General features: G+C 36.3%; 22 protein-coding genes. 4 read left to right on the top strand and 18 right to left on the bottom strand.

All coding sequences use genetic code 11. The features are described from left to right. Nucleotides 1-251 precede the first annotated feature (251 nt). Nucleotides 252-1,322, bottom strand: coding sequence for a bifunctional 3-deoxy-7-phosphoheptulonate synthase/chorismate mutase (locus SM124_RS12365; RefSeq protein WP_322446848.1), 1,071 nt, complete (start codon nt 1,320-1,322; stop codon nt 252-254). 261 nt (nt 1,323-1,583) lie between these two features. Here SM124_RS12365 and pilM point away from each other — a divergent pair, with 261 nt between their 5' ends. Further along, nucleotides 1,584-3,743, top strand: coding sequence for a pilus assembly protein PilM (gene pilM / locus SM124_RS12370; RefSeq protein ID WP_322446849.1), 2,160 nt, complete (start codon nt 1,584-1,586; stop codon nt 3,741-3,743). Nucleotides 3,744-3,791: 48 nt separating this feature from the next. On the opposite strand, the gene ytxJ is transcribed toward pilM, so the two are convergent. From ytxJ to SM124_RS12385, 3 genes are all read right to left on the bottom strand, one after another. After that, the gene (gene ytxJ, locus SM124_RS12375) at nt 3,792-4,124 is read right to left on the bottom strand and encodes a bacillithiol system redox-active protein YtxJ (protein WP_322446850.1); all 333 of its coding nucleotides are present in this window, start codon (nt 4,122-4,124) and stop codon (nt 3,792-3,794) included. A 130-nt stretch (nt 4,125-4,254) separates the two neighbouring features. Next, nucleotides 4,255-4,710, bottom strand: a complete 456-nt coding sequence (locus SM124_RS12380) for a YtxH domain-containing protein (RefSeq protein ID WP_322446851.1) — start codon at nt 4,708-4,710, stop codon at nt 4,255-4,257. Between the two features lie 55 nt (nt 4,711-4,765). After that, on the bottom strand, nt 4,766-5,263 hold the full coding sequence (locus tag SM124_RS12385) for a DUF948 domain-containing protein (protein ID WP_322446852.1): 498 nt from the start codon (nt 5,261-5,263) through the stop codon (nt 4,766-4,768). Between the two features lie 261 nt (nt 5,264-5,524). Between SM124_RS12385 and SM124_RS12390 the strand changes: the two genes are divergently transcribed. Further along, entirely contained in the window at nt 5,525-6,640 is a 1,116-nt protein-coding gene (locus tag SM124_RS12390; RefSeq protein ID WP_322446853.1) for an aminopeptidase, read from the top strand. A gap of 53 nt (nt 6,641-6,693) precedes the next feature. Here the strand turns inward: SM124_RS12390 and murC are convergent, their stop codons facing one another. From murC to SM124_RS12445, 11 genes are all read right to left on the bottom strand, one after another. Then, entirely contained in the window at nt 6,694-7,992 is a 1,299-nt protein-coding gene (murC, locus tag SM124_RS12395) for a UDP-N-acetylmuramate--L-alanine ligase (protein ID WP_322446854.1), read from the bottom strand. Nucleotides 7,993-8,214: 222 nt separating this feature from the next. Continuing rightward, the gene (locus tag SM124_RS12400) at nt 8,215-8,865 is read right to left on the bottom strand and encodes a hypothetical protein (RefSeq protein ID WP_322446855.1); all 651 of its coding nucleotides are present in this window, start codon (nt 8,863-8,865) and stop codon (nt 8,215-8,217) included. Between the two features lie 60 nt (nt 8,866-8,925). Beyond that, the gene (locus tag SM124_RS12405) at nt 8,926-10,023 is read right to left on the bottom strand and encodes a nicotinate phosphoribosyltransferase (protein ID WP_322446856.1); all 1,098 of its coding nucleotides are present in this window, start codon (nt 10,021-10,023) and stop codon (nt 8,926-8,928) included. Nucleotides 10,024-10,108: 85 nt separating this feature from the next. Continuing rightward, entirely contained in the window at nt 10,109-12,952 is a 2,844-nt protein-coding gene (locus SM124_RS12410) for a DNA translocase FtsK (protein ID WP_322446857.1), read from the bottom strand. Between the two features lie 169 nt (nt 12,953-13,121). Then, nucleotides 13,122-13,724 carry a YtpR family tRNA-binding protein gene (ytpR, locus tag SM124_RS12415; RefSeq protein ID WP_322446858.1) on the bottom strand — a complete coding sequence of 201 codons (603 nt, stop codon included), beginning with the start codon at nt 13,722-13,724 and terminating at the stop codon, nt 13,122-13,124. A gap of 1 nt (nt 13,725) precedes the next feature. Continuing rightward, complete coding sequence (locus SM124_RS12420; protein WP_322446934.1) at nt 13,726-14,526, bottom strand: DUF1444 domain-containing protein; 801 nt, start codon at nt 14,524-14,526, stop codon at nt 13,726-13,728. A 111-nt stretch (nt 14,527-14,637) separates the two neighbouring features. Continuing rightward, nucleotides 14,638-14,952, bottom strand: coding sequence for a thioredoxin family protein (locus SM124_RS12425; RefSeq protein ID WP_322446859.1), 315 nt, complete (start codon nt 14,950-14,952; stop codon nt 14,638-14,640). Beyond that, nucleotides 14,949-15,971 carry a PTS sugar transporter subunit IIC gene (locus SM124_RS12430; RefSeq protein ID WP_322446860.1) on the bottom strand — a complete coding sequence of 341 codons (1,023 nt, stop codon included), beginning with the start codon at nt 15,969-15,971 and terminating at the stop codon, nt 14,949-14,951. Before SM124_RS12430 ends, SM124_RS12425 begins: the two co-directional genes overlap by 4 nt. Nucleotides 15,972-16,317: 346 nt before the next feature. After that, nucleotides 16,318-16,821: a hypothetical protein gene (locus SM124_RS12435; protein WP_322446861.1), complete on the bottom strand. Its 504-nt coding sequence runs from the start codon at nt 16,819-16,821 to the stop codon at nt 16,318-16,320. Between the two features lie 103 nt (nt 16,822-16,924). Beyond that, entirely contained in the window at nt 16,925-17,443 is a 519-nt protein-coding gene (locus SM124_RS12440) for a DUF84 family protein (protein WP_322446862.1), read from the bottom strand. 61 nt (nt 17,444-17,504) lie between these two features. Then, nucleotides 17,505-18,578, bottom strand: a complete 1,074-nt coding sequence (locus SM124_RS12445) for a M42 family metallopeptidase (RefSeq protein ID WP_322446863.1) — start codon at nt 18,576-18,578, stop codon at nt 17,505-17,507. A 164-nt stretch (nt 18,579-18,742) separates the two neighbouring features. Between SM124_RS12445 and SM124_RS12450 the strand changes: the two genes are divergently transcribed. Further along, complete coding sequence (locus SM124_RS12450; RefSeq protein WP_322446864.1) at nt 18,743-19,054, top strand: PepSY domain-containing protein; 312 nt, start codon at nt 18,743-18,745, stop codon at nt 19,052-19,054. Between the two features lie 33 nt (nt 19,055-19,087). On the opposite strand, the gene SM124_RS12455 is transcribed toward SM124_RS12450, so the two are convergent. Both SM124_RS12455 and trmB read right to left on the bottom strand, forming a co-directional pair. After that, nucleotides 19,088-19,930, bottom strand: coding sequence for a YtnP family quorum-quenching lactonase (locus SM124_RS12455; RefSeq protein ID WP_322446865.1), 843 nt, complete (start codon nt 19,928-19,930; stop codon nt 19,088-19,090). Between the two features lie 124 nt (nt 19,931-20,054). After that, a complete protein-coding gene (gene trmB / locus SM124_RS12460; RefSeq protein WP_322446866.1) occupies nt 20,055-20,693 on the bottom strand; it encodes a tRNA (guanosine(46)-N7)-methyltransferase TrmB in 639 nt (212 codons plus the stop codon). A gap of 282 nt (nt 20,694-20,975) precedes the next feature. Here trmB and SM124_RS12465 point away from each other — a divergent pair, with 282 nt between their 5' ends. Further along, the gene (locus SM124_RS12465) at nt 20,976-21,254 is read left to right on the top strand and encodes a YtzH-like family protein (RefSeq protein ID WP_322446867.1); all 279 of its coding nucleotides are present in this window, start codon (nt 20,976-20,978) and stop codon (nt 21,252-21,254) included. Here SM124_RS12465 and SM124_RS12470 read toward each other — a convergent pair. Then, nucleotides 21,251-22,024: a phosphotransferase gene (locus tag SM124_RS12470; protein WP_322446868.1), complete on the bottom strand. Its 774-nt coding sequence runs from the start codon at nt 22,022-22,024 to the stop codon at nt 21,251-21,253. The two genes, SM124_RS12465 and SM124_RS12470, sit on opposite strands and share 4 nt — an antisense overlap. Nucleotides 22,025-22,409: the final 385 nt, after the last annotated feature.

Below are 22,409 nucleotides of genomic sequence, written 5' to 3' on the forward strand. Positions count from 1 at the left end.
ATTTAGCTTAAAAATTGGACTTATTATATTTTACATCAATGTGAAAAACACTAGTCAACTTTTTCTATGTTTGTCAATTACTTTAACGAGTTAATTTATGTATCTAATCATACTTCAATGAGAGTATTGTCGCAATGTGAAGGCATGTTTTTTTAGAAAAAAGTTGAATTTTAAAAACTAAAAAACCTTCCACTGAAAGTAGAAGGTTCGTTTTTAAATTACAGAGTTATAAACAAGGTTTCGCTAGAATTTTACACTCGAACATGGGTTGAAGATTGAAGTTCTGCCATGAAATCATCGAACTGCTTTAAGTTCATTTGTTGAGCTGAGTCTGATAATGCTACAGCTGGGTCAGGGTGAACTTCTGCCATTATACCATCTGCGCCTACAGCCAGTGCTGCTTTCGCCATTGGTAACAGTAAGTCTCTTCTACCAGTAGAGTGTGTCACGTCTACTAGAACTGGTAAGTGCGTTTCTTGTTTTAAAATTGGTACAGCTGAAATATCAAGAGTATTACGAGTTGCTCTTTCATAGGTTCGAATACCACGTTCACAAAGAATGATTTGTCCGTTTCCTTGTGCCATGATATATTCCGCTGCATTAATGAACTCCTCTATAGTTGCCGATAGACCACGTTTTAATAAAATTGGTTTATCAACTGCACCTGCCGCTTTTAGAAGTTCAAAGTTCTGCATATTTCTAGCACCAATTTGAATAACATCTATATATTGTACAGCTGTTTCAATATCTTGAGGGCTAACAATCTCACTAATAACACCTAAATTATATTCATCAGCTACACGTTTTAAAATCTTTAATCCTTCTAGGCCAAGACCTTGGAAATCATATGGAGATGTTCTTGGCTTATAGGCTCCACCACGAAGCAACCTTAATCCTTTTGCTTTAACAGCTTCAGCAACTGTCGCAACCTGCTCATATGACTCAACCGCACAAGGACCGAATATTAGTTGAGGTGTCCCAGTTCCTACTTTTACACCTTTTACATCCACAATCGTGTCCTCTGGTTTTTTCTTACGAGAAACAAGTAATGCTTTTCTATGGTCATCTTTTTGAAGTTCTAAACCGGCTTTAAATATTTCTTTAAATATATGTTCAATCGTTGAGTTTTCAAATGGACCGTCATTGTTATCCTTAATTAAATCAAGCATACTACGCTCACGGACAGGATCGTAACGATATACCCCTTGAGTTTCCTTAACTCGGCCTATTTCTTGAACAAGTCGTGCCCTCTCGTTTATTAATTTTAGAAGCTCTACATTTAGTTCGTCTACACGGTTACGCAACTGATCGAGATTACTCATTTTTTCCCATCCCTTCATTGTTGAAAAATTGTCTCAGGTAAGAAGATGTAAGCTCCAAATCACCCATATATTAAGCTAATTTTAAGTTAATCTTCTTTATCAACCTTATCAAATATGGTACATTTCTGTATAATTAGAGTTATTATATATGAATTGTTTCATGATGTCACGCATTTTTCTTTATTAATTAAACGCTTTTATGTATTAAAGTGAACTATATGCAAATAAATGTAAGATATTACATAAAGAAGGTGTATCGTTTTGCAAGAAAATAATAAACTTTTTGCCCTAGATATTGGTACACGCTCGGTAGTTGGTATCATTTTAGAAGAAATCAACCAACAATATCAAGTTATTGACATGATGACGATTGAGCACTCTGAACGCGCTATGTTAGACGGGCAAATTCACGACGTCATATCTGTATCAAACATTATATCTAAAATTAAAGATGCTTTAGAAAAGAAACATGGACCGTTAAAAAAGGTTTGTGTTGCTGCAGCAGGTAGAGCTTTAAAAACAGAACGTGCGAAAGTTGTTGTTGATATTAAAGGAAAGCCGATGATGCAAAAACAGGATATTCTTCATCTAGAACTAAGTGCTGTTCAACAGGCACAGGCTTCTGTTGCTGAAAAGCATGATGAAGAAAAAAGTCATTACTATTATTGTGTCGGTTATTCTGTTCTTTATTATCGTTTAGACGGGGAAGAAATAGGAAACTTAATTGACCAGCAAGGTGATGAAGCTTCGGTTGAAATTATTGCAACCTTTTTACCTAAGGTGGTAGTAGAGTCCTTGCTATCCGCTTTACACCGTTCGGGACTAGAGATGGAAGCTTTAACCCTCGAACCGATTGCAGCTATAAACGTTTTAATTCCTCCTTCTATGAGAAGATTAAACGTTGCTCTTGTTGATATTGGGGCTGGAACATCTGATATTGCCATTACAGATATGGGTACCATTATAGCTTATGGAATGGTTCCAATTGCTGGAGATGAAATTACAGAGTCAATCAGTGATCAATATTTACTAGACTTCCCATTGGCTGAAAAAGTAAAAAGAGAGCTAAATACACATGATGTAGTTACGGTTACGGATATATTGGGGTTTGAAACAGAAGTACCAAAAGAAGAGGTAATCACACAAATTACTCCCGCTATTGATAAACTTGCTCATTCCATTTGTGATGAAATATTTTTATTAAATAATCATAAATCTCCAAAAGCAGTTATGTTAGTAGGAGGGGGAAGTTTAACACCTGAGTTACCTAAAAAGGTGGCAGAAAAACTAAACTTACCTGAGAACAGGGTAGCTATTAGAGGAATCGATGCAATCTCTTCCTTAACGATTTCAGATCATATTGCAAAGGGGCCAGAACTTGTTACTCCGATTGGGATTGCAATCGCAGCAAAAAAATCACCAGTGCAGTATATAACCGTATATGTGAATGAGCAACCCGTAAGATTATTTGAAGTAAAGAAACTTACGGTTGGGGATTGCCTACTGTCTGCAGGAATAAAAATGAACAAACTATATGGTAAACCTGGAATGGCTATGATCATTTCCCTTAATGGTCAATCCATAACAATCCCTGGGCAGCATGGGACACCACCTACTCTCTTAAAAAATGGACTTCCATGTTCATTAGACGATGAAATTGAAAATGGCGATCAGCTTTCCGTTACAAAGGGTATCGATGGAGAGAAGACAATTCTAAAAATTAATGATTTAATTGATGAAATCCCGCATAAAAAGTTAACGATTAACGAAGATGTATTTACGGTTTCTCCTCAACTTTTATGTAATGGATTCCCTGTTTCACCCGACAAGCTTATTGAAGATCGAGACGAAATTATTTGTAAAAATCCAGATTCCATTGAAGAGTTATTAGTTTCACTTCATTTACAAGCCTTTTTAAGTGAACTTAAACCTTTTCGAATTAAAATAAATGAAAAAGAAACGTTCATACCTCCTTTTTCGGGAAGAATACTTAGAAATGGTCTAGAAGTGAAACCTCATCACAGTTACGATGACGGAGATATTATCACCATCGAGAAAAAGAAAAACCCAACGGTACAAGAGCTTGCGGATATTAAACAAATTATACTGCAATATTCCATACCGGTCCTATTTAATGGGCAAGAAATTTCCTTATCTAAAACCATAACTGAATTCATAAAAGACGAAGAACCTTTGTCTGCTGAAGATACGATTCTTGATGGTGATAAATTAACGATCATCCAAAATCGTTTCGAGCCTTTTATTTTTCAAGACCTATTTAAATTTGTTGACGTAACGATGCCAAAGGACGCAACTGGCAATTTTGTTTTATTAAAAAATGACCAACAAACAAGCTTTCATGACATAATTGAACCAGGGGACCATCTACAAATCGTCTGGCCAACAGCAACCTTGAATTAAATAAACAGAGAGGGTGCTACACTGAAGTGTAACCCCCTCTCTATTTTATCATTGATTTAATTCCTCAAGTGCCTTCGTTAAAGAGCTGTAAGTTATTTTCCAATGAGAAGCATGCCATACCACTTCTCCATTGCTGAAAAGGAGTGCTTGTGGAGACTCGTGTTTTATTTGAAACTTCTCCGCTATGTAATTCGATAATGGGCGTGAGTCTTGAACAGCTAAGTAGTAATTATTAAACTCAGCATTCTCCTCGACAAAACTTTCGTATTCTTCAAACGCTGCATGGCTGATTGGACAGGTTAATGAATGCTTAACTAGTAAAACATTCTTTTCATTCTCTATTAGCGCTTCAAATTCCTCTACACTATCTATTTTTTTCATTATAATCCTCCTCTAATTGCTACAATTTCTCCATTCTTAGCACTGTAATAAAAGACGGTGAAGTAAATCTTATCACTTCACCGATTTTAAAACAAATCCTATTGAGTAGACAATAAATATGTTTCAGTAGCTAGTTTAACTTAGATTCCGTTTGGTCAAATGCTTTTTTCGTTTCTTCTAATTTTCTTTGAATATCTTCGTATTTATTGGAAGAATCAACATCCATTTGTTCATTATGATTTAAAAATTCTTGAATTTTTCCAACCTTAACTTTATTCAATAGTTCGTTTGACTGTTTTGAAACAACATGGCTAATTGAAGTAGTCTTTTCTTTTGCTACTTCGGCTAACTCAGTTCCTTTAGTCATAGCAACATCCTTGATATGCCCCGTCTTCTCTCTTAATGTAACAGCTTGTGAATTCAGGTCACTGCGCAATTCTCTTCCTGATTTAGGTGCAAGGAATAGAGCTGTTGCTGCCCCTACTATTCCACCAATTAGTGCACCAATAATGAAATCCTTTGAATTTATACTTTCTTCTCTTCTCGCCTCTTGATCATAACTTTTTCTCTCTTGACTTGCCATCATATAACCTCCTATTAATTTAGGCTATCTATTGTATTAATAGAATAATTAAATAAAATTAATAACGCCCTCTTCGTCTCTCTCTTTCTAGCTCTCTGTCTCTTCTACCTTCCTCATATTCATATGCGTCCTCCATAGTTGCTGCATTTTTTTTCATTTTCCATCTGTCTTTAAGTTCTAGTAACACATTACTCCATTGGACAATTTGTGAAACTTTATCTTTGTTCTCTTCTACTGAACAATTAACAGAATGAGTAATCGTTTGAATTGATTGATTAAACTTTTGAACAGATTGTCCAACATCTTTTACTGCATCAACTACACTATTTAAGCTATTGGATTTTCGCTGGATATCATCGGCTAAGTTATTGGTCTTGTGGAGTAATTCTGTCGTCTCACGTGTGACACCATCTAATTGCTTTTCTAAACCGATTAATGTGGTTGATACACTGTCTAAAGTAACTTGAAGAGATTTCAATGTTCTTGTTAAGTAAATGACTAAGTAGAAAAAAGCTATAGCAGCAACTGCTGCACTTAAATAAAGAATAATAATCACTAAAGCACCTCCGCCTGACTCTTTATCATTTTTTACCCTATGTATATGGGCCTAAACATATAAATAGACAAATTTCGCCTATACAGAAATATTTAACTACATAAGAAAATCTTAACATTGAAACTCTATTCAGTGAAGATTTTTTTCCTACCTAATAGTTTTGCCAATAAAACGAACAAAAACTAAGCGATATTTTTCAACAAATGATGCTAATTCGGTTACAATAAACAAGTATTAAATTATATCATCGGAGGGATTTAGATGAAGGATCCTCGCATTGAAACTCTAGCTAGGAATTTAATTAATTATTCTGTAAGACTTCAAAAGGGTGAGAAAGTTTTAATTGAAAACTTTGGACTTCAACGTGAACTAGTTAACGCACTTGTAAAAGAAGCGTATGCTGCTGGTGGACAGCCATTTGTTCTATTAAAAGACCAACAAGTGGACCGTGCCTTATTAATGGGTGCTGAGGAAGACCATTTCAACATGATTGCGGATTTTGAAGCAAGTGTTATGAGCAAAATGGATGCTTACATAGGTCTTCGTTCAGGAGACAACATTAATGAACATTCAGATGTACCTGATGAAAAAATGAAAATTCACGGTGCAACCATCGGGAAAAAAGTTCACCGTGACATTCGCGTTCCTAAAACGAAGTGGGTTGTTCTACGTTATCCTAACTCTTCTATGGCTCAATTAGCAAAAATGAGTACGGAAGGTTTTGAAGATTTCTATTTCAATGTTTGTAATTTAGACTATGGAAAAATGGACAAAGCAATGGATAACCTCGTTGAATTAATGAACAAAACGGATAAAGTTCGAATTACTGGTCCTGATACAGACTTAACATTCTCTATTAAGGATATTCCGGCTATCAAATGTTCAGGTCAAATGAACATTCCAGACGGAGAAGTATACACTGCTCCTGTTCGTGATTCTGTAAATGGAGTCATTACATACAATACTCCATCTCCGTACCAAGGATTTACATTCGAAAATGTTAGACTAACTTTCAAAGATGGAAAAATTGTTGAAGCTACCGCTAACGATTCAGAAAGAATTAATAAAATCTTTGATACAGATGAGGGTGCTCGCTTTATTGGAGAATTTGCTATTGGTGTTAATCCTTATATTTTACATCCAATGCAAGATATTTTATTTGATGAGAAAATTGATGGAAGCTTCCATTTCACACCTGGCCAATGCTATGACAATGCGTTTAACGGTAACCACTCGAATGTACACTGGGATCTAGTTAATATTCAACGTGCTGACTATGGCGGTGGAGAAATGTACTTTGACGATGTACTGATTAGAAAAGATGGAAGATTTGTGGTTCCTGAATTAGAGGCGTTAAACCCTGAGAATTTAAAATAATACCGAAAAAAGGTGCAAGCTAAGTTAGCTCGCACCTTTTTTAACAAATAAGATTAGCTTAATTGTTTTTCATAGGCTTCCTGGAACTTCTGAATGTCTCCAGCACCCATAAATAAAATGACACTGTTCTCATGTTTCTTTAATACTGAAGTGTCTTCTTCACTAATAATTTCAGCATTCGTTATTTTCTCTTTTAAGTCCTCGATAGATAACTTGCCGTGATTCTCTCTTGCAGAACCGAATATTTCGCATAAGTATACTTTATCAGCTAAGTTCAAGCTATCTGCAAATTCCTCTAAGAATGTTTGTGTTCTCGTAAACGTGTGAGGCTGGAATACAGCAATAACATCTCGATCTGGATATTTTTGTCGTGCCGCATCAATCGTTACTTTAATTTCCGTTGGATGATGTGCGTAATCGTCAATTAATACTTGAGACCCGACCGTTTTTTGTGAAAAACGTCTCTTTACACCTTCGAAGCTCATCAGTTCATTTTTAATAATCTCAGAGTCGATGTCCTCATAATGGCATAGCGCAATTACTGACAATGCATTTAACACATTATGATCCCCATATGTTGGAATGGAGAAAGATTCATAAAACGTATTACGTACAAATACATCAAAAGTAGTACCTTCAGTCGATTTCACAATATTCCTAGCTTGGAAGTCATTTTCTTCTCCGAACCCATAGAACAATACTGGAACTTTTGCTTGTATCTTTTGTAATTGCTCATCATCTCCGCAAGCAATAATCCCTTTTTTGACTTGCCAAGCCATTTCTTGAAAAGCCGAAAACACATCTTCAATATTCGCAAAATAGTCAGGATGATCGAAGTCTATATTAGTCATGATTGTATAATCTGGAAAGTATGATAAGAAATGCCTTCTATATTCACAAGCTTCAAAGACGAAATACTCAGCATCTTTATCACCCTTACCTGTCCCATCACCAATCAAGTAAGATGTAGGCTTTGCTCCTCTCATGACGTGGGAAAGTAGCCCTGTAGTTGATGTTTTTCCATGGGCACCAGTAACTGCAACGCTAGTAAAGTTTTGCATAAAATCGCCTAAAAAACGATGATAACGAACAACAGGAAGCCCTAGCTTCATCGCTTCCTCAATTTCTTCATGTGAATCTGGATAGGCGTTACCTGCAATCACCGTCATTCCAGGTTGTATATTTTCTTTTTGAAAGGGAAGAATCTTTATTCCTAATTGTTCAAGTGCCACTTGTGTAAAAAAGTGTTTTTCATAGTCTGAACCTTGAACATGATAATCCATATCATGAAGGACTTGAGCTAAAGCACTCATTCCCGATCCTTTTATACCTACAAAATGGTAAATAGTCATATAAAGAACCTCCAACCATCTCTATCTGTAACACAGTATATGACGTTTCTCTTTATTTGCTCATCTGGGTAAAGCATCTGTATTCTAAGAGCAATTGTTTCATTCTTTTATCTAATTAATCAAATCTTATTTATATATATTGACTCATATTCAATCATTATAACATCTTTTAAATATAAAAACTATGTAACAAAGGAACGTGATTTCTAGTACCTTGTACTCCTAGAAAATATACTTCACAGCATTTTTCTTTAGAAAGGCTCTCCAAGTATAGTTTTCTATCCCTTGTTTTTGAAGTAAAAATTCTTTTTGCATCTCATTTAAGATATCAATATCATGGAATGGGTAAACCCCACCAATACCAAAAGACCTAATCATCAAAGGGATTTTTCGAATGAAATATGTACCATTTTCTTTTACCTCTGAAAGCTCCATGTTCCTTTGAACAAGTATATACTCCTCATTCGAATATAAATCTAGGATACTAAGTTCAAATTTATTTTGAATAACTTTCTTTACTTTTACGGGCTCAAAAGTCGAGGTTAAAAAGAGAGCCCCTTGGATTAAGTCAGGCTCTGATAATTCTTTAGCATGATTCCTTAAAAATAAATTAAACATCGTTAACCCCTGAATGGTTTTATAATCATGTAAAAACCATTCTGAATATATTCTTTCTTGAATAGGAGTTAATCTACTGTCTTCTGGGAGAGAAAGTAACTTTCTAAATAGACTTTTCGCTCTTACACTTTCCCTAATATTGGCATATCTTTCAGTAAAGGCTTGAGCTTTTTCTAATAAGTCTGCAGCCTTTTCTTCTCCCTGCATCTGTTTCTGTTCTCGAAACGCATGTAAGTCTAATATTGAATGATCCATTTCAATATAACGCGCTCCTTTGTTTTCCACTTACCATACAATAGGTCATTTGTTTTCACACTAATCTACTTTTTCAAGTCTAGGATTTGGGCGGTATCTTCTGCCCGCTTTTGCTTCGTGTTTACCGTTAATTAATACATTATCTCCCGTAAACCCTAGATTAATCTTTAGTAGACTGCTTCCAACTCCATACATATCAACGGGTACACCTTGTTCTTCAAATTCAAGAATACGCGTTTCGTTAAAACCACCGCTCACGACAATTTTTACATGGTTAAAGCCTTCATCATCCAAAGCCTTTCTCAAAGCAAAAATGAGTTCAGCATTAACACCACGCGGATCAAATGTTCCTAAGAGATGCTGATTTCTTAGGAAATACTGGTCAATCATGGTTCTCGAAGTGTCTACCCTTACACCTTTTAATTCTTCTCCAAACTCTCTAGCAACCTTTAGAGAATCGGTAATGGCATCATTATTATAATCAACCAGTGCAATTAGATCGTCCTCTGGGAAAGTTTCTCTGTAGGCTTTTGTTGCCTCTACAATATCTCCATTGAATAGTTGAATAAGGGCATGAGGCATCGTTCCAATCCCTTTTTTCCCCCACCATTCATTCATGGCATGTGTAGCTTGAGCAGTAGCTCCACCGATATAGGCAGCATAGCCGTCTCCAGCTTGAGTGATATAATGATCATCACGGTCTCCCATGAAAATGACATGCTTTTGAGTCCCCGAAATTCCGGCTGCCTTAACAAGATTATAGACATTGGTCGAAACCGAAGTCCTTCTCGCTAGAATCCCGTCAATGATTCCTTCCAAATATCCAAAGTTTTGATATGGCCCTGTGATCGTAAGAACCGTTTCGAATGGATTAATTTTATCTCCATCCTTTAATGAATAAATTTCTAATTCTTCGGGATTATCAGCGAATGTTTTTATTAGAGCAATAACCTCATCCGTTCCACAAAGAACCCCACTACTCTTCTGGAAAAACTGCATAGTAACTATATTATCTTTGCGGTGTTTTTTAACGATTTCCCTGGTCTTTAAAAAATATACTGCGGAAAACCAGCCATCTTTCACTCGCTCATCAAATTTAAATGTATGATTGGTTAAACGTTTTATTTTACCTTGCAGCTTTAATTCAATTTCTTTCATTCCAAAGCTCCTTAAAAGCAATTCAACATCACTATGATCAAAAAAATATCATAGTAGTAAAACATCACATAAAGAATAACATGTATTAACTTATTGTACTAGTGTCTTGGATGGACTCTAGTTCTGATTGAGTAATTAAAACGTCCCGAGGCTTACTTCCACGAGCTTCAGAAATATATCCTTGTTCCTGCATCATATCAATTAAACGTGCCGCACGATTGTAACCAATCTTAAATCGGCGCTGTAGGCTTGATGTAGATGCACCGCCATTTTCAATCACAAATTCACAAGCTTCAAAAAAGAGTTCGTCCTCTTCTTCAATGGACTGTGACTTTTTCAAAAGTTCTTCTTGTTCGAATAAATAATTAGGCTGCTGTTCCCTTCGCGCGTGAGCAACTACATCGTCGATTTCCTCATCAGATACAAAGGTTCCTTGTAAACGTACAGGTTTAGAAGATCCATTTTCTAAAAATAACATATCTCCTCGTCCAAGTAGGCGCTCTGCACCACTTATATCAATAATGGTACGTGAGTCAATTTGTGATGATACAGAAAAAGCAATACGAGTTGGAACATTCGCCTTTATCAACCCTGTGATAACATCTACAGAAGGTCTTTGTGTTGCAATGATTAAGTGAATTCCACAAGCCCTAGCTTTCTGGGCAATTCGGCAAATCGCTTCCTCTACATCCGCTGGTGACATCATCATAAGGTCTGCAAGCTCGTCGATGATAATCACAATAAAAGGCAATTTATCAGAGTGTCTATTATGGTTTTCCGCTATTTCATTAAATCGATTGATATCTCTTACACCTGTATGGGCGAATAATTCATATCTTCTCTCCATCTCTTCTACTGCCCACTTTAGTGCGGCTGTTGCAGCCTTAACATCTGTAATAACAGGGCTCACGAGATGTGGAATTTGGTTATATGGAGCAAGTTCCACCATTTTTGGATCAATGAGAAGTAGCTTTAGTTCACTTGGATTCGCTTTATAAAGCAAACTTACAAGGATTGTATTAATACAAACACTTTTTCCTGAACCCGTTGCACCCGCAATCAAACCATGTGGCATCTTTCTTAAATCAGTAACAATAGGTTTCCCTGAAATATCCAGACCTAGTACAGCAGTCAATGGAGATTGATTATCAATAAATTCAGGTGTATTTATGATTTCGCTAATCAATACTGGTCGGCTACTTTGATTAGGAACCTCAATCCCAATCGTATGTTTACCAGGAATAGGTGCCTCAATCCTAATATCTTTGGCAGCTAGACTAAGCTTGATATCATCAGATAGATTCGTAATCTTGTTCACTTTTACCCCAGGCTCAGGCTGTACCTCAAAACGAGTAACAGAAGGCCCTTGAGTGACATTTACTACACTTGCTCGAACATTAAAGTTCTTTAATGTTTCGTTTAGTAAATGCTCTTGTTCTGTTATCCATGTAGAATTCTCTTCCACTATAACAGGTGGCTTTAAAAGATCCATTGACGGAAATACATAGTAAGGATTAGATTCACCTTCGTCTAGTGCTTGTGAAGCCGTCTCTATCTCTATATTCAATTCGTTCTCTAGTGTTGTAGCCTGAAATGTTTGAGATGATTCTTCAGTTGCTCTTACCTCAACAACTTCCCCTAGTTCAAATGAAGATTCTTCTAAATGTACAGGATCAAACGGAGTTCCTACTTCTTCATTTAATACAGGTTTTTCGATAGGAGCTTGATTGAATTCTTGTATTTGGTTATCTCCTGTGATTCTTTGTCTTTCAATCTCAAGCAATTTACGTTGTTCAAGCTTTCTTCTGTCTTCCTTCAGCATTAAGACATTAAAAGGAAGATGGTTTCTTTTCGTAGGAGGTGGTGATAACTCAACTATATTATTGTTTTCAAACTCGTTTTCTTCAACATGATTATTTTCAATTATTTCTATACTAGGCTGAGCTTCTTCTTTTACCCCTATATGTTCGTTGCTAGCTTCTTCGTCCATATTCTGTGAATCAATTTCGAGTGTTTCATCTTGAAACTCTATTTCAGTCTCCAAATGCTGAACCGGGACATCGAATTCTTTATACGTCTCTATTACTTCATTTTCTGAATGTAACAATTCTAGCAAAGGAGTTTCGTTAACCGGCTCTAGGTTTTCTTCATTTTCTTCTGCTTGAATGAGCGATTCCTGTAAATGATTTTCCTCTAAAAGGTGATTTGCAAACTCTTCTACTTTTGAATTTACAACTATACTCTTCTCGCTTATATGTTGTTGAGAATTAGTATTTTGTTCCATTTCATGATTCTTAGAATCACTGTTAACATCTAGATGATTGACTTCCACTCCTGATACATCATCTTCTTCAAAATGATTTAGTTCAAATTCCACTACTTCTGGTTCTACTTTTTTAACAGGTCTTTTTTCGTATCCATAAATAGGTGACGGAATCTCCGTTGGTCGAAAAGGTCGCTTTGAATAATTTGGTTTGACTATTTGTTTCTCTTCCGCCTGTCTTCTTTTTGGAGGTTCAACACTTTCTATTCTTTTTTCACGGTTTGGTCTAACTTCTTTCACTCTAGGTGCCGGAGTTTCTTGAACTTGTCTTGGTGTTTCTTGTCTTAATCTCGTCCGATCCCTTTGTGTCCCTTCACGAATCAAGCTTAAATTATCTTCTAGAGTCTGTTCTAGTTGTCGTTCTCTTTTTCTTTCTCTTCTCTCAGGCTTTGGGGCTTCATCGGGTATTAAAGGGAACCTGAACTGTCCCTTTGGATATTGATAGGCAATTCTAGCATCTACATCTTTTTGCTTTTGCTTGTTAGTAATTGTAGTAATTTCACTTTTTTCTATATTCATTTCTTCAAAAGATTCTTCTATGTATTCAACATGTTTTTCTTGCTCTTCATTCTTAAACATGTGAAATAACTTTTTAATCCAACTCATATAATCACTCTTTCTACTTTCTATCTCTTACCTATTTTATCAGTTAATCATAAAATTTCGAGATAAAATAGTAATGAGACCATATAAAGGGGTGATTTACCCATGTATAGTGACTTCTACCAAAAATAAAAAGGACACAAAAGAGACTTTTGTGACCCAAAAATTGCTATTATAAAAATGGTTTACCGATTTCTTGATCGTCAGGAAGTACTAGTATGCCTTTTTCCTGTGGAGCATTTGGTAAGTCTAGTTCCTTAGCTGAACAAATCATCCCGCTAGAGGCGACTCCACGTAATTCTGCATCTTTGATTACTAGACCACTAGGCATAACAGCCCCAACTTTAGCTACCACGACTTTTTGCCCTTCGTCAACGTTTGGTGCACCACAAACGATTTGAAGAACCTCAGTCCCTACGTTTACCTTACAGACACTCAGTTTGTCGGCATTTGGATGTTTTTCCTTTTCCTCTACATAACCAACAACGAATTTTGGTGTGAAATCAGCCTCTAACACTTCTTCAAAGCCATTTTCACGAATCACTTGGTTGATTTTAGTTAGAAGCTCTCCCGTTAAATTAACATTACCATTACCCTCTATTGTCATAAACTTAGATATATTGAACAAATTAAATCCGGATGTTACACCGTTATTCTTGTTAAAAATACGAGTAACGTCTCCATTTTTCTCAAAATCAATATCTAATGTGGGCACATCATTTATAGAGATTAGCAATGTATCCCCTATACCCTCTTTATTATAAAAAACGTTCATATTATTCCCCTTTCCTTTTATTCTTCCCTAGGATAAAGATAGGTTCTAATTCATCATTTTCATATAAAAATGAGAGGGCAGTAATTGGTACCCTACCACTTGCAAAAAAGCTCATCGTCATCTGGGCTAAAATGTCGTATCCTGTGTCATTCTTAATATCCGCAATGATTAATACATCCTGGTGTGGGACGGCTACGGCCATATCACCAGAAAGACGGTTTTTCATCTCTTTCAAGAATGATTCATTTAAAATACGACTCGCATCATAGCCATCATTTTGATTAAGGAAGTAAAATACATTCCCTGCCACCGTATCACTTTTCATACTGGTGGAAAGGGATCTTACATTAAACAGAGCAATTTCCCGAACTTGCTCAAATTCCCAACCTTCTTTTTCTAAAAGCTGTTGATCAATTAAGCGGTACGTCTTTTCTAAATCGAGAGCATAATAAATCCTAGTTTCCGCTGTATGCTCATCGAAAAGTAAGGCTGTTCCCTCACTGTTTTCCGTGGGGAAAGAGGTCGAACGGATTACAGGAAAAATCCTTTTCTCTTTACCCGCCAATTGAACTTGTCCATTCATCGCTTGCAAACCCTGCTCAATATAATAGACAACCTCATCAATAGCCTTTTCTTTTTTCTCTTCCCATTTTGCAATAATAGGAGGTAGGGAAACCGTAATTCCTTTACCTGTCTCTTTATTTTCAACCCTAAGTTCATCCTTTTTACGATCAAAAATAAAACTTCGATTAGGGCTCTTTAATCTATTTTCAAGCTCACTTCTTAATTTATTACTATCCATTTTCATATCTCTTCCTCCTTCATAGGAGCTTCCGTTATTCATTGTACAATAATAAGTCCCCCATCTCAAAGTTGACGGGGGAATCTTAATAACGTATTCGCCAAATTTATTTTAAACTAATTCTTCAATGAATGATTCAATTTGTTCCTGAGTTTTACGATCCTTGCTTACAAATCTTCCAAGCTCGTTTCCATTCTCATATGCAATAAAGCTCGGAATACCAAAAACATCAAGTTCACCACATAAATCGATGAATTCATCTCGATCTACATAAATAAATGTATATTGGCTATATTTTTCTTCTACAGCTGGTAAAAACGGTTCAATGACTCTGCAATCAGGACACCAGTCTGCGGAGAACATAAATATATGTTTACCATTACCTTTTAATTGTTCAAATTGTTCTAGAGATTCAAGCTTTTTCATTTTCTTTCTCCTCCCATTTGAATGGACAAATCACCCTTTTTGATCCATCCCTTTTTCCTCATATATTCTGATAATAACAAGCTTATTACAAGTGGTCCAACAAAATGCAATAGAGCAATTTTGAAAAATACATTTCCACTAAAGCCCATCGTTGTTAATGTCATGATTTGTCCTACAAGTCCACTCGTTCCCATTCCCGCACCAGCTGCGTTATTTTCCATCAAGAATATAGTGGTACCAATGGGAGCGAGTAAAGCACCAGCTACAGTTGGGGGAATCAGAATTAATGGGTTCCTGACAATATTAGGCACTTGTAACATAGATGTACCCAATCCTTGTGCAATCAGTCCACCCCATCTGTTCTCACGAAAACTGATTACCGCAAAGCCAACCATTTGAGCTGCACACCCAATCGTTGCCGCTCCAGCTGCTAGTCCGTGTAAGTCAAGCATCAAGGCAATTGCGGCACTAGAGATTGGTGCGGTTAGAGCTAATCCCATAAGGACAGCTACAACCACTCCCATCACTATCGGCCTTTGTTCGGTTCCCCACATTATGATACTGCCCAGACCCTTAATCAAGTAATTGATTCCTGGACCAATCGTTGCAGCTACTGTATACCCAACAAAAATGGTAGTGAATGGCGTCACAATGATGTCTATCTTTGTTTCTTTACTAATAAGCTTTCCAATTTCAGTAGAAATGAGAGCGGCCACAAAGCTTCCAGCAGGTCCCCCTAATTCAGCTCCAGCTGCTCCACTAACAATGGCTGCAAAAAGAACTAAAGGTGGTGCGTTTAAGCCGTATGCAACAGCAACTCCAATGGCAGCACCGTATAACCCCATCGCCTTTGTACCTATGTCGGTTAGAAATATAACACCCAACTGGTTTCCAATGGTTTGGATGATTAGACCAATGATTAAGGAAGAAAATAACCCTAGTGCCATGCTGCTAAGTGCATCAATAAAGTAAACTTTTGCTGAAAGAGTGACTCCTTTTTTTTGAAGGAATGACTTCATCTGTTTTCCTCCTAGAAACTAGTATGGTTCCATCTATACTATAAAGAGTTATAAATAGCTTTAGTATGTATTTTTATTACTAATAATTTTGTCCGTTGATTTCCGCTCCGGCCACTTGCTTTCCGTAGGGAGCGATGGGAGCCTCCTCGGCGTCCCGCCTGTGGGGTCTCCCATTCCCTCTATTCCTACAGGAGTCAAGTGGCCTCCGCTCCAATCAACTAGGTAGTTAAAATTTTATTTTATGAAGACCTACCTTTATGTTGCACTATTTCTGAAAAAATACAAAAAAACGAAAGGAGTGACCCTTTCGTTAGTTAATGCGTTTTAATAGTAAAGCTAGAACCTATCATTTCACTTTTACCGAACGAACGATATCCATCATTGCAGCCGCTTCACTAGCTAAGTTTTTTGTTTTAACTTCTGCTGAAATTTTAACTCCACCTATACCAACAGTTAATTCGTTTAGGTCATTCTCCATCTTTTTAATTAGCATGAAGCCGAATCGATTATCTTTTTCAAAAGTTTCGTCCACTTCAAATTCTTTTTGCTTAAGAGTTGAAGTGTAAACTACCTTACTGTTTTGTTGTTCTTGTTGGTTATAAAAGAGTATATAAGCTTTAGAGCCATTTTTCATGATCATATTATTTGGTGTTTCGTCTTCTATCTCATACCCAAATGGTAAATAAAACTCTATATCGTTATTTTTATTATTTGTTTCTTTAGGATTTGACTTAAATGCTTCCTCAACCGCGATTTTTGTCTCTGATTGTTCTTTATCAAATGAAGCTTGGCATCCGCTTACTATTAAGAGAGCTACTATATAAAATAGGGTTAATTTGAACACCCTCATCCCTTTTCCTCCTAGCATAGAACGATGTCTTCCATTTTATCATAACTCTAGCCTATTGCTCTGACAAGCTTCATCTATAAAAAAATGGATTAAAGGCTTTATATTATTCTCCTTTATTCATCTTATATTGATATTGGCCGACTAACATCTTGGAGACATGGTTGAACATTTCTTCCCTATTGACTAGACCATTTGTAAATATTCCAATGGCTCCTTCGTTTTTTCGAACATTTTTCTTTTTGGCATAGTCGTCCATTACGGGTCCAAGCTCTTCTCCGTTTAACAACCGTTTTGCTATCTCCTCAGGGAGCAGTATTCTAGCTCCTCCAGCTACTATAGGAGCCATACCAACTGTAACTAAAGCTCCCCAGTTACATAGAAATAATCCATGTTTCGTTTGATGAACTCCACCCTCTAAGCCTATTCCAATATCTCCGTTTCCTAAGTTTATGGCATGATTGGCTCGGTTGATGGCCCCCTGAATAGTCTCTTCATCAGAGAAAGGTTGTTCGCTTACTTCAGAAGGTACATTCAAGCTTTCAAAAATGAGATTTTCTCCGGTAAAAGCGGTTTTAACAGCATGAACTTTTGCTGGATTTTTTGAACCAATAATGATTTTCATAACTAAATTCTCCTTTATTACTTTAAAAGGGGAGACCCTTTTAGGAGTCCCCCTTCTTTTATTAGCTATTTTGTCGAATAGAATCTACCGTTGTACGATCACTTGCTTTTACAAGTTTTACTAGTAACTCTTTTGCTGCAGCATAGTCATCCACATGAATAATAGATGCTGATGTATGGATATATCTTGAACAGATTCCAACTACTGCACTTGGTACCCCTTCATTAGAAGTATGGACTCTTCCTGCATCTGTACCGCCTTGAGAAACGAAGTATTGGTAAGGAATGTTATGCGTCTCAGCAGTATCTAATAAGAATTCTCTCATTCCACGATGAGTAACCATTGAACGGTCTAAAATTCTTAAAAGAGCTCCTTTCCCTAATTGGCCGAATTCATTTTTATCACCTGTCATATCGTTTGCTGGACTTGCATCAAGAGCAAAGAATATATCAGGTTTAATCATATTAGCAGCAGTTTGAGCTCCTCTTAATCCTACTTCTTCTTGAACAGTTGCACCAGAATAAAGGATATTAGGAAGCTTTTCATCTTTTACTTCTTCTAACAATTCAATAGCTAAACCACATCCATAGCGGTTGTCCCAAGCTTTAGCCATGATTTTTTTATTATTTGCCATTGGAGTGAATGGGCAAATTGGTACGATTTGTTGCCCAGGTTTAATTCCAATCTTTAGAGCATCTTCCTTATTGTCAGCACCGATATCAATTAACATATTTTTCATTTCCATCGGTTTGTTTCTTTTTGCTTCATCTAACAAGTGCGGAGGAATAGATCCAATAACCCCTACAACAGGGCCATTGCTCGTAATAATTTGCATTCGCTGTGCTAATAAAACTTGGCTCCACCAACCTCCAAGTGCTTCAAAACGAATCATTCCATTTTCAGTAATACCCGTAACCATAAATCCAACTTCATCCATATGCCCCGCAACCATGACAGTTGGACCTGTCTCGTCTCCTCTTTTAACCCCAAAAATCCCGCCAAGTTTGTCTTGTACAACCTCATCAGCATATTGATTTAACTGTTCACGCATAAATTGGCGTACTAGATGTTCATTTCCAGCAGCACCTGGCAGTTCTGTTAATGTGTTAAAAAGTTGCAAAGTTTTTTTATTCATAAATTTCTACTCCTTTTAAGTTCATTTATTTCATATGACCTATGTATAATAAAAAACGGATATATATAAATTAACATATTCTCATTGTTTAAACACTTAATGAATGGTTCTATTTTTGTTATGATGTAACTAAATCGATTCGGATAAGACTGGGGGTTTTACTATTGAACTGGAAATCCTTCTTGTTAGGATTAGGTATTGGTATTGTTAGCGGCTATGCTACAAAAGAGATTATTTCAGCTAAATCGTACGTTTCTTCTGAAAAAGCTTTAGCAAGTGCAAAGGCGGCTTTTAAAGAACTAGGTCCTATTAGTGGTTCTTGGATTCACATGAAAACAGAGCCTTATGAAAAGGAACATCTCTCATTTACCGTTTATAAAGGCGGTGTGTCCAGAAATATTAATGGGCAAATGGAGCAATACGAGTTCGTCGCTGATGCAAGAACAGGTTCCATCATTGATGCTTATAGGATATAAGCATTTTTAGAAAATGATCCCCTATAACGGGGATTATTTTCTATTCCGATTGATTGACTCACTTATTTTATTCTCTTCGTTCCATTTAACTGCACGATAAACGGCGTCATGGTAGAAGGTAAACCATGCATTTTTCTTCAGTCCATATTCTAACCATTTCTGTTTTGCTGAAATTGAATTCATAGGAAAGTCATCATAGGCCATAACCCAAAGAACATTTTGATGGGCGTGTGTTGGCATAATATCAGCCATATGCACAACGGTTTGGCCTCCATCTTCAATCACGACAATAGCATGTCCATCGCTATGTCCACCTGTATGCACCATTTTAATTGGCCCTAGTTCCCACTCTTGTTCAAAAGTTTCAACTTGCTCAACAATAGCTTCCCAGTTTTCTTTCCAATATGTATTCCTAGACCGGATATTCGGTTCTCTCATTTCATTCCATTCAATATGAGATGCAATAATTTTAGCATTTGGGAAGACCGAAACAAATTGACCATCTACATTTTTCGTTAATCCGCATGCATGGTCGAAATGCAGATGAGTCATTAAAACGTAATCTATATCCTCAAATGTTAGACCTAACTCCTCCAGGTTCGCTGCAATATCGGATTCTTCGAGTACCCCAAAGTTTCTCTTTTGCTTGTCATTTAACTTACCCTTGCCTATTCCGGATTCAATCAATAGGTTTTTTCCTTCAAACTGAACTAGAATTGGATCTGTCCGGAGCTCGATTTGATTGTTTTCATTGTTAGGATATTTAGTAGACCAAAGTGGCTTAGGAACAACTCCAAACATTGCTCCTCCATCTAAATGAGTCACTCCTCCATTTAGCCATGTAAGCTTACAAGTATCTAATTGTAACGTTTCCATCCATATCCCCCTTGGTTCTTTTGCTCTTATTGTAACATTATAAAAGGAACATTTGAAATATTTAGAAATCAATATTTTAGTCATACTAAAAAAAGCCTATCCGATGGATAAGCTTTAATGTTCCTTAACGAAATTGAGCCTCACTACGATAAATTCTGCTTCCTCTTGAAGAGAATTTTTCTTCATATTCCGTCATAATATTTCCTTCAAAATCACTGTTGTGTAGGTCTAAACTAATATATTTTAAAATTAGTCCATATTCTGAGTAGCTCATAAGTGAAGATTCGAACAACCCTTGATTATCTGTCTTAAAATGAATTTCTCCTTTATCTACAAGGATGTCTTCATAGATTTTCAAGAATGATTGATAAGTTAAACGGCGTTTTTCATGACGCTTCTTCGGCCAAGGATCAGAGAAGTTCAAATAAACTCGGTCTACATCCCCTTTTTCAAAAAAGTCTCTTAAATCTACTGCATTAACATTCATCAGCTTGAAATTTGGTAATTCTTCTTCAATCAAGCGATCTAGAGCAGACACAATAACACTTTCATACAATTCAATACCAATATAATTTATATCAGGATTAGCCTTTGCCATTCCTAATAAAAAGCGTCCTTTTCCTGTTCCTATTTCTATATGAAGAGGATGGTTATTCCCAAAAACTTCATGCCATTTCCCTTTATGATCAGCTGGATTAGCAACAACATACTGTGGGTAAGATTCTAATTTATCCTTAGCCCAAGGTTTGTTTCTTAAACGCATGTAGACACCCCTAAAAAATAATATCGTTCAAACAATATCATGCAACTAGAGTTCATGCAACCTAAAATTACAGACAGATAAGCAAAAGGTCCTAAAGATGAATTCAAATTTTATAATGGGGAGAATATATATATAGCTACTGTTAGCATAACCATTTATGTGTATGATATGGCTATAAATCTGCACTAAAATCATGTGTATAATCAAAAAAGGAATCCACAACCTAAATGTGAATTCCTTTTCATAAACTATTAAAACCTGAAAGAAGAGGTGTGCAAACACATGCCAATTAACTCCCAAGATCAAGTGAACTTGTTAAAAGATATATTAAACAATCACCAAACCGATTGTTGTGGGTCGGTTGCAGAATGCGAACAGTTGGAACGATTGGTCAAATCATTAATGATTAATGCAGATGTCAACAATAATGTAAAAGATGTCCTACAGGAAATCTATAGTTATAGCCAACATGGAGTGAACTCAACTGACCTAGACCAACATATTGAATCTCATCAACAACAGCTATCTGAATGGGTTACGAATATTGATCAATTCTCTTAAAAACTGTTCTCTAAATATAAAACCCATCTATTCATTTCTTCAAAGCGAGTTTTATTTTTATACCATTGAATACTAGTTAAAGTTTGACAAATAACATACCACTTCATCCTTAACAATAAATGGTCTGTTAGTTGAATACCATAAAGATTTACCCAATCCTCCCATTTGTCTCGAGGGATATACCAATGCAATAACATCCCTAAGTCTATTGCTGGGTCCCCTATCATGGCTCCGTCCCAATCAATCAAATACAACTGGTTGTTATCAGACAGCAGCCAGTTGTTATGGTTAACATCACAATGACAAACCACTTTTTCCTCACAACGGATTTTTGTAAGTTCTTCATTAAGGAAAGTCATGGATTTTTCAACAACAGGAAGCTCTCTTAATTCAGCATCCAGTTCCAACTCTAATATTTTTAAAAGTTGGTTGGGCTCTAGCGGGGATTTGCCCAGCCTTTTTAACATACCTAACAAAGGTTCAGATCGGTGAATTTTATTAAGTAAGTTGGCCACCATTATTTGATCCATTTCGGAAGGTTTTAGTTCCCTGCCCTCAAGCCACTGTTGTGCTGTGATGACATCCCCGTTTTCCAGTCTTTTTGTCCAAATGAGTTTAGGAACAATACCTTCTGCTGACAAAACGGCAAGGAAAGGAGAGGAATTGCGTTTTAAAAATAGTCTCTGTTGGTCATGTTGAGCAAAAAAAGCTTCTCCGGTTGCCCCTCCGGCAGGGACAATCTCCCATTCTTGTCCAAATAAGTGTTCCAAAATTGTTCACCTTCATTTAAAGCCATTCGTAAACAGCTGTAATTCAACTTTATATTTTTTTATAACAATATATTAAAATAAACTTATTTTTAAAAATGCTTATATGCAAATGTATTCTAGGAATAAAAAAGACAGCTATTGTAGCAGTACAACAATAGCTATCTTTATAAATTTTATCTCCAAATGGCTTTTTTCGTCAAGTACCTCTATGAACTGCTTAATTGTGACATATTTTGCATTGATTGTATGTTAGGTATAAGATGTTTTTTAGGGATAACATTTTTGGTTGTTTCTAGTTTGTCTGTTGATTTCCGCTCCAGGCACTTGCTTTCCGCAGGGAGGAATTAATGAAAAAATCCAAAAACCGATTTTTTCAAAGAGCGAA

Origin of the sequence: Robertmurraya mangrovi, assembly GCF_034427655.1 — a bacterium.
Classification (GTDB): Bacteria; Bacillota; Bacilli; order Bacillales; family Cytobacillaceae; genus Robertmurraya_A; species Robertmurraya_A mangrovi.

What these genes read in the sequence shown, in the direction of transcription:
- SM124_RS12365 (WP_322446848.1), bottom strand. Translation starts at nt 1,322, where the DNA reads ATGAGTAATCTCGATCAGTTGCGTAACCGTGTAGACGAACTAAATGTA.
- ytxJ (WP_322446850.1), bottom strand. Translation starts at nt 4,124, where the DNA reads ATGAAAAAAATAGATAGTGTAGAGGAATTTGAAGCGCTAATAGAGAAT.
- SM124_RS12380 (WP_322446851.1), bottom strand. Translation starts at nt 4,710, where the DNA reads ATGATGGCAAGTCAAGAGAGAAAAAGTTATGATCAAGAGGCGAGAAGA.
- SM124_RS12390 (WP_322446853.1), top strand. Translation starts at nt 5,525, where the DNA reads ATGAAGGATCCTCGCATTGAAACTCTAGCTAGGAATTTAATTAATTAT.
- murC (WP_322446854.1), bottom strand. Translation starts at nt 7,992, where the DNA reads ATGACTATTTACCATTTTGTAGGTATAAAAGGATCGGGAATGAGTGCT.
- SM124_RS12400 (WP_322446855.1), bottom strand. Translation starts at nt 8,865, where the DNA reads ATGGATCATTCAATATTAGACTTACATGCGTTTCGAGAACAGAAACAG.
- SM124_RS12405 (WP_322446856.1), bottom strand. Translation starts at nt 10,023, where the DNA reads ATGAAAGAAATTGAATTAAAGCTGCAAGGTAAAATAAAACGTTTAACC.
- SM124_RS12410 (WP_322446857.1), bottom strand. Translation starts at nt 12,952, where the DNA reads ATGAGTTGGATTAAAAAGTTATTTCACATGTTTAAGAATGAAGAGCAA.
- ytpR (WP_322446858.1), bottom strand. Translation starts at nt 13,724, where the DNA reads ATGAACGTTTTTTATAATAAAGAGGGTATAGGGGATACATTGCTAATC.
- SM124_RS12420 (WP_322446934.1), bottom strand. Translation starts at nt 14,526, where the DNA reads ATGGATAGTAATAAATTAAGAAGTGAGCTTGAAAATAGATTAAAGAGC.
- SM124_RS12425 (WP_322446859.1), bottom strand. Translation starts at nt 14,952, where the DNA reads ATGAAAAAGCTTGAATCTCTAGAACAATTTGAACAATTAAAAGGTAAT.
- SM124_RS12430 (WP_322446860.1), bottom strand. Translation starts at nt 15,971, where the DNA reads ATGAAGTCATTCCTTCAAAAAAAAGGAGTCACTCTTTCAGCAAAAGTT.
- SM124_RS12435 (WP_322446861.1), bottom strand. Translation starts at nt 16,821, where the DNA reads ATGAGGGTGTTCAAATTAACCCTATTTTATATAGTAGCTCTCTTAATA.
- SM124_RS12440 (WP_322446862.1), bottom strand. Translation starts at nt 17,443, where the DNA reads ATGAAAATCATTATTGGTTCAAAAAATCCAGCAAAAGTTCATGCTGTT.
- SM124_RS12445 (WP_322446863.1), bottom strand. Translation starts at nt 18,578, where the DNA reads ATGAATAAAAAAACTTTGCAACTTTTTAACACATTAACAGAACTGCCA.
- SM124_RS12455 (WP_322446865.1), bottom strand. Translation starts at nt 19,930, where the DNA reads ATGGAAACGTTACAATTAGATACTTGTAAGCTTACATGGCTAAATGGA.
- trmB (WP_322446866.1), bottom strand. Translation starts at nt 20,693, where the DNA reads ATGCGTTTAAGAAACAAACCTTGGGCTAAGGATAAATTAGAATCTTAC.
- SM124_RS12465 (WP_322446867.1), top strand. Translation starts at nt 20,976, where the DNA reads ATGCCAATTAACTCCCAAGATCAAGTGAACTTGTTAAAAGATATATTA.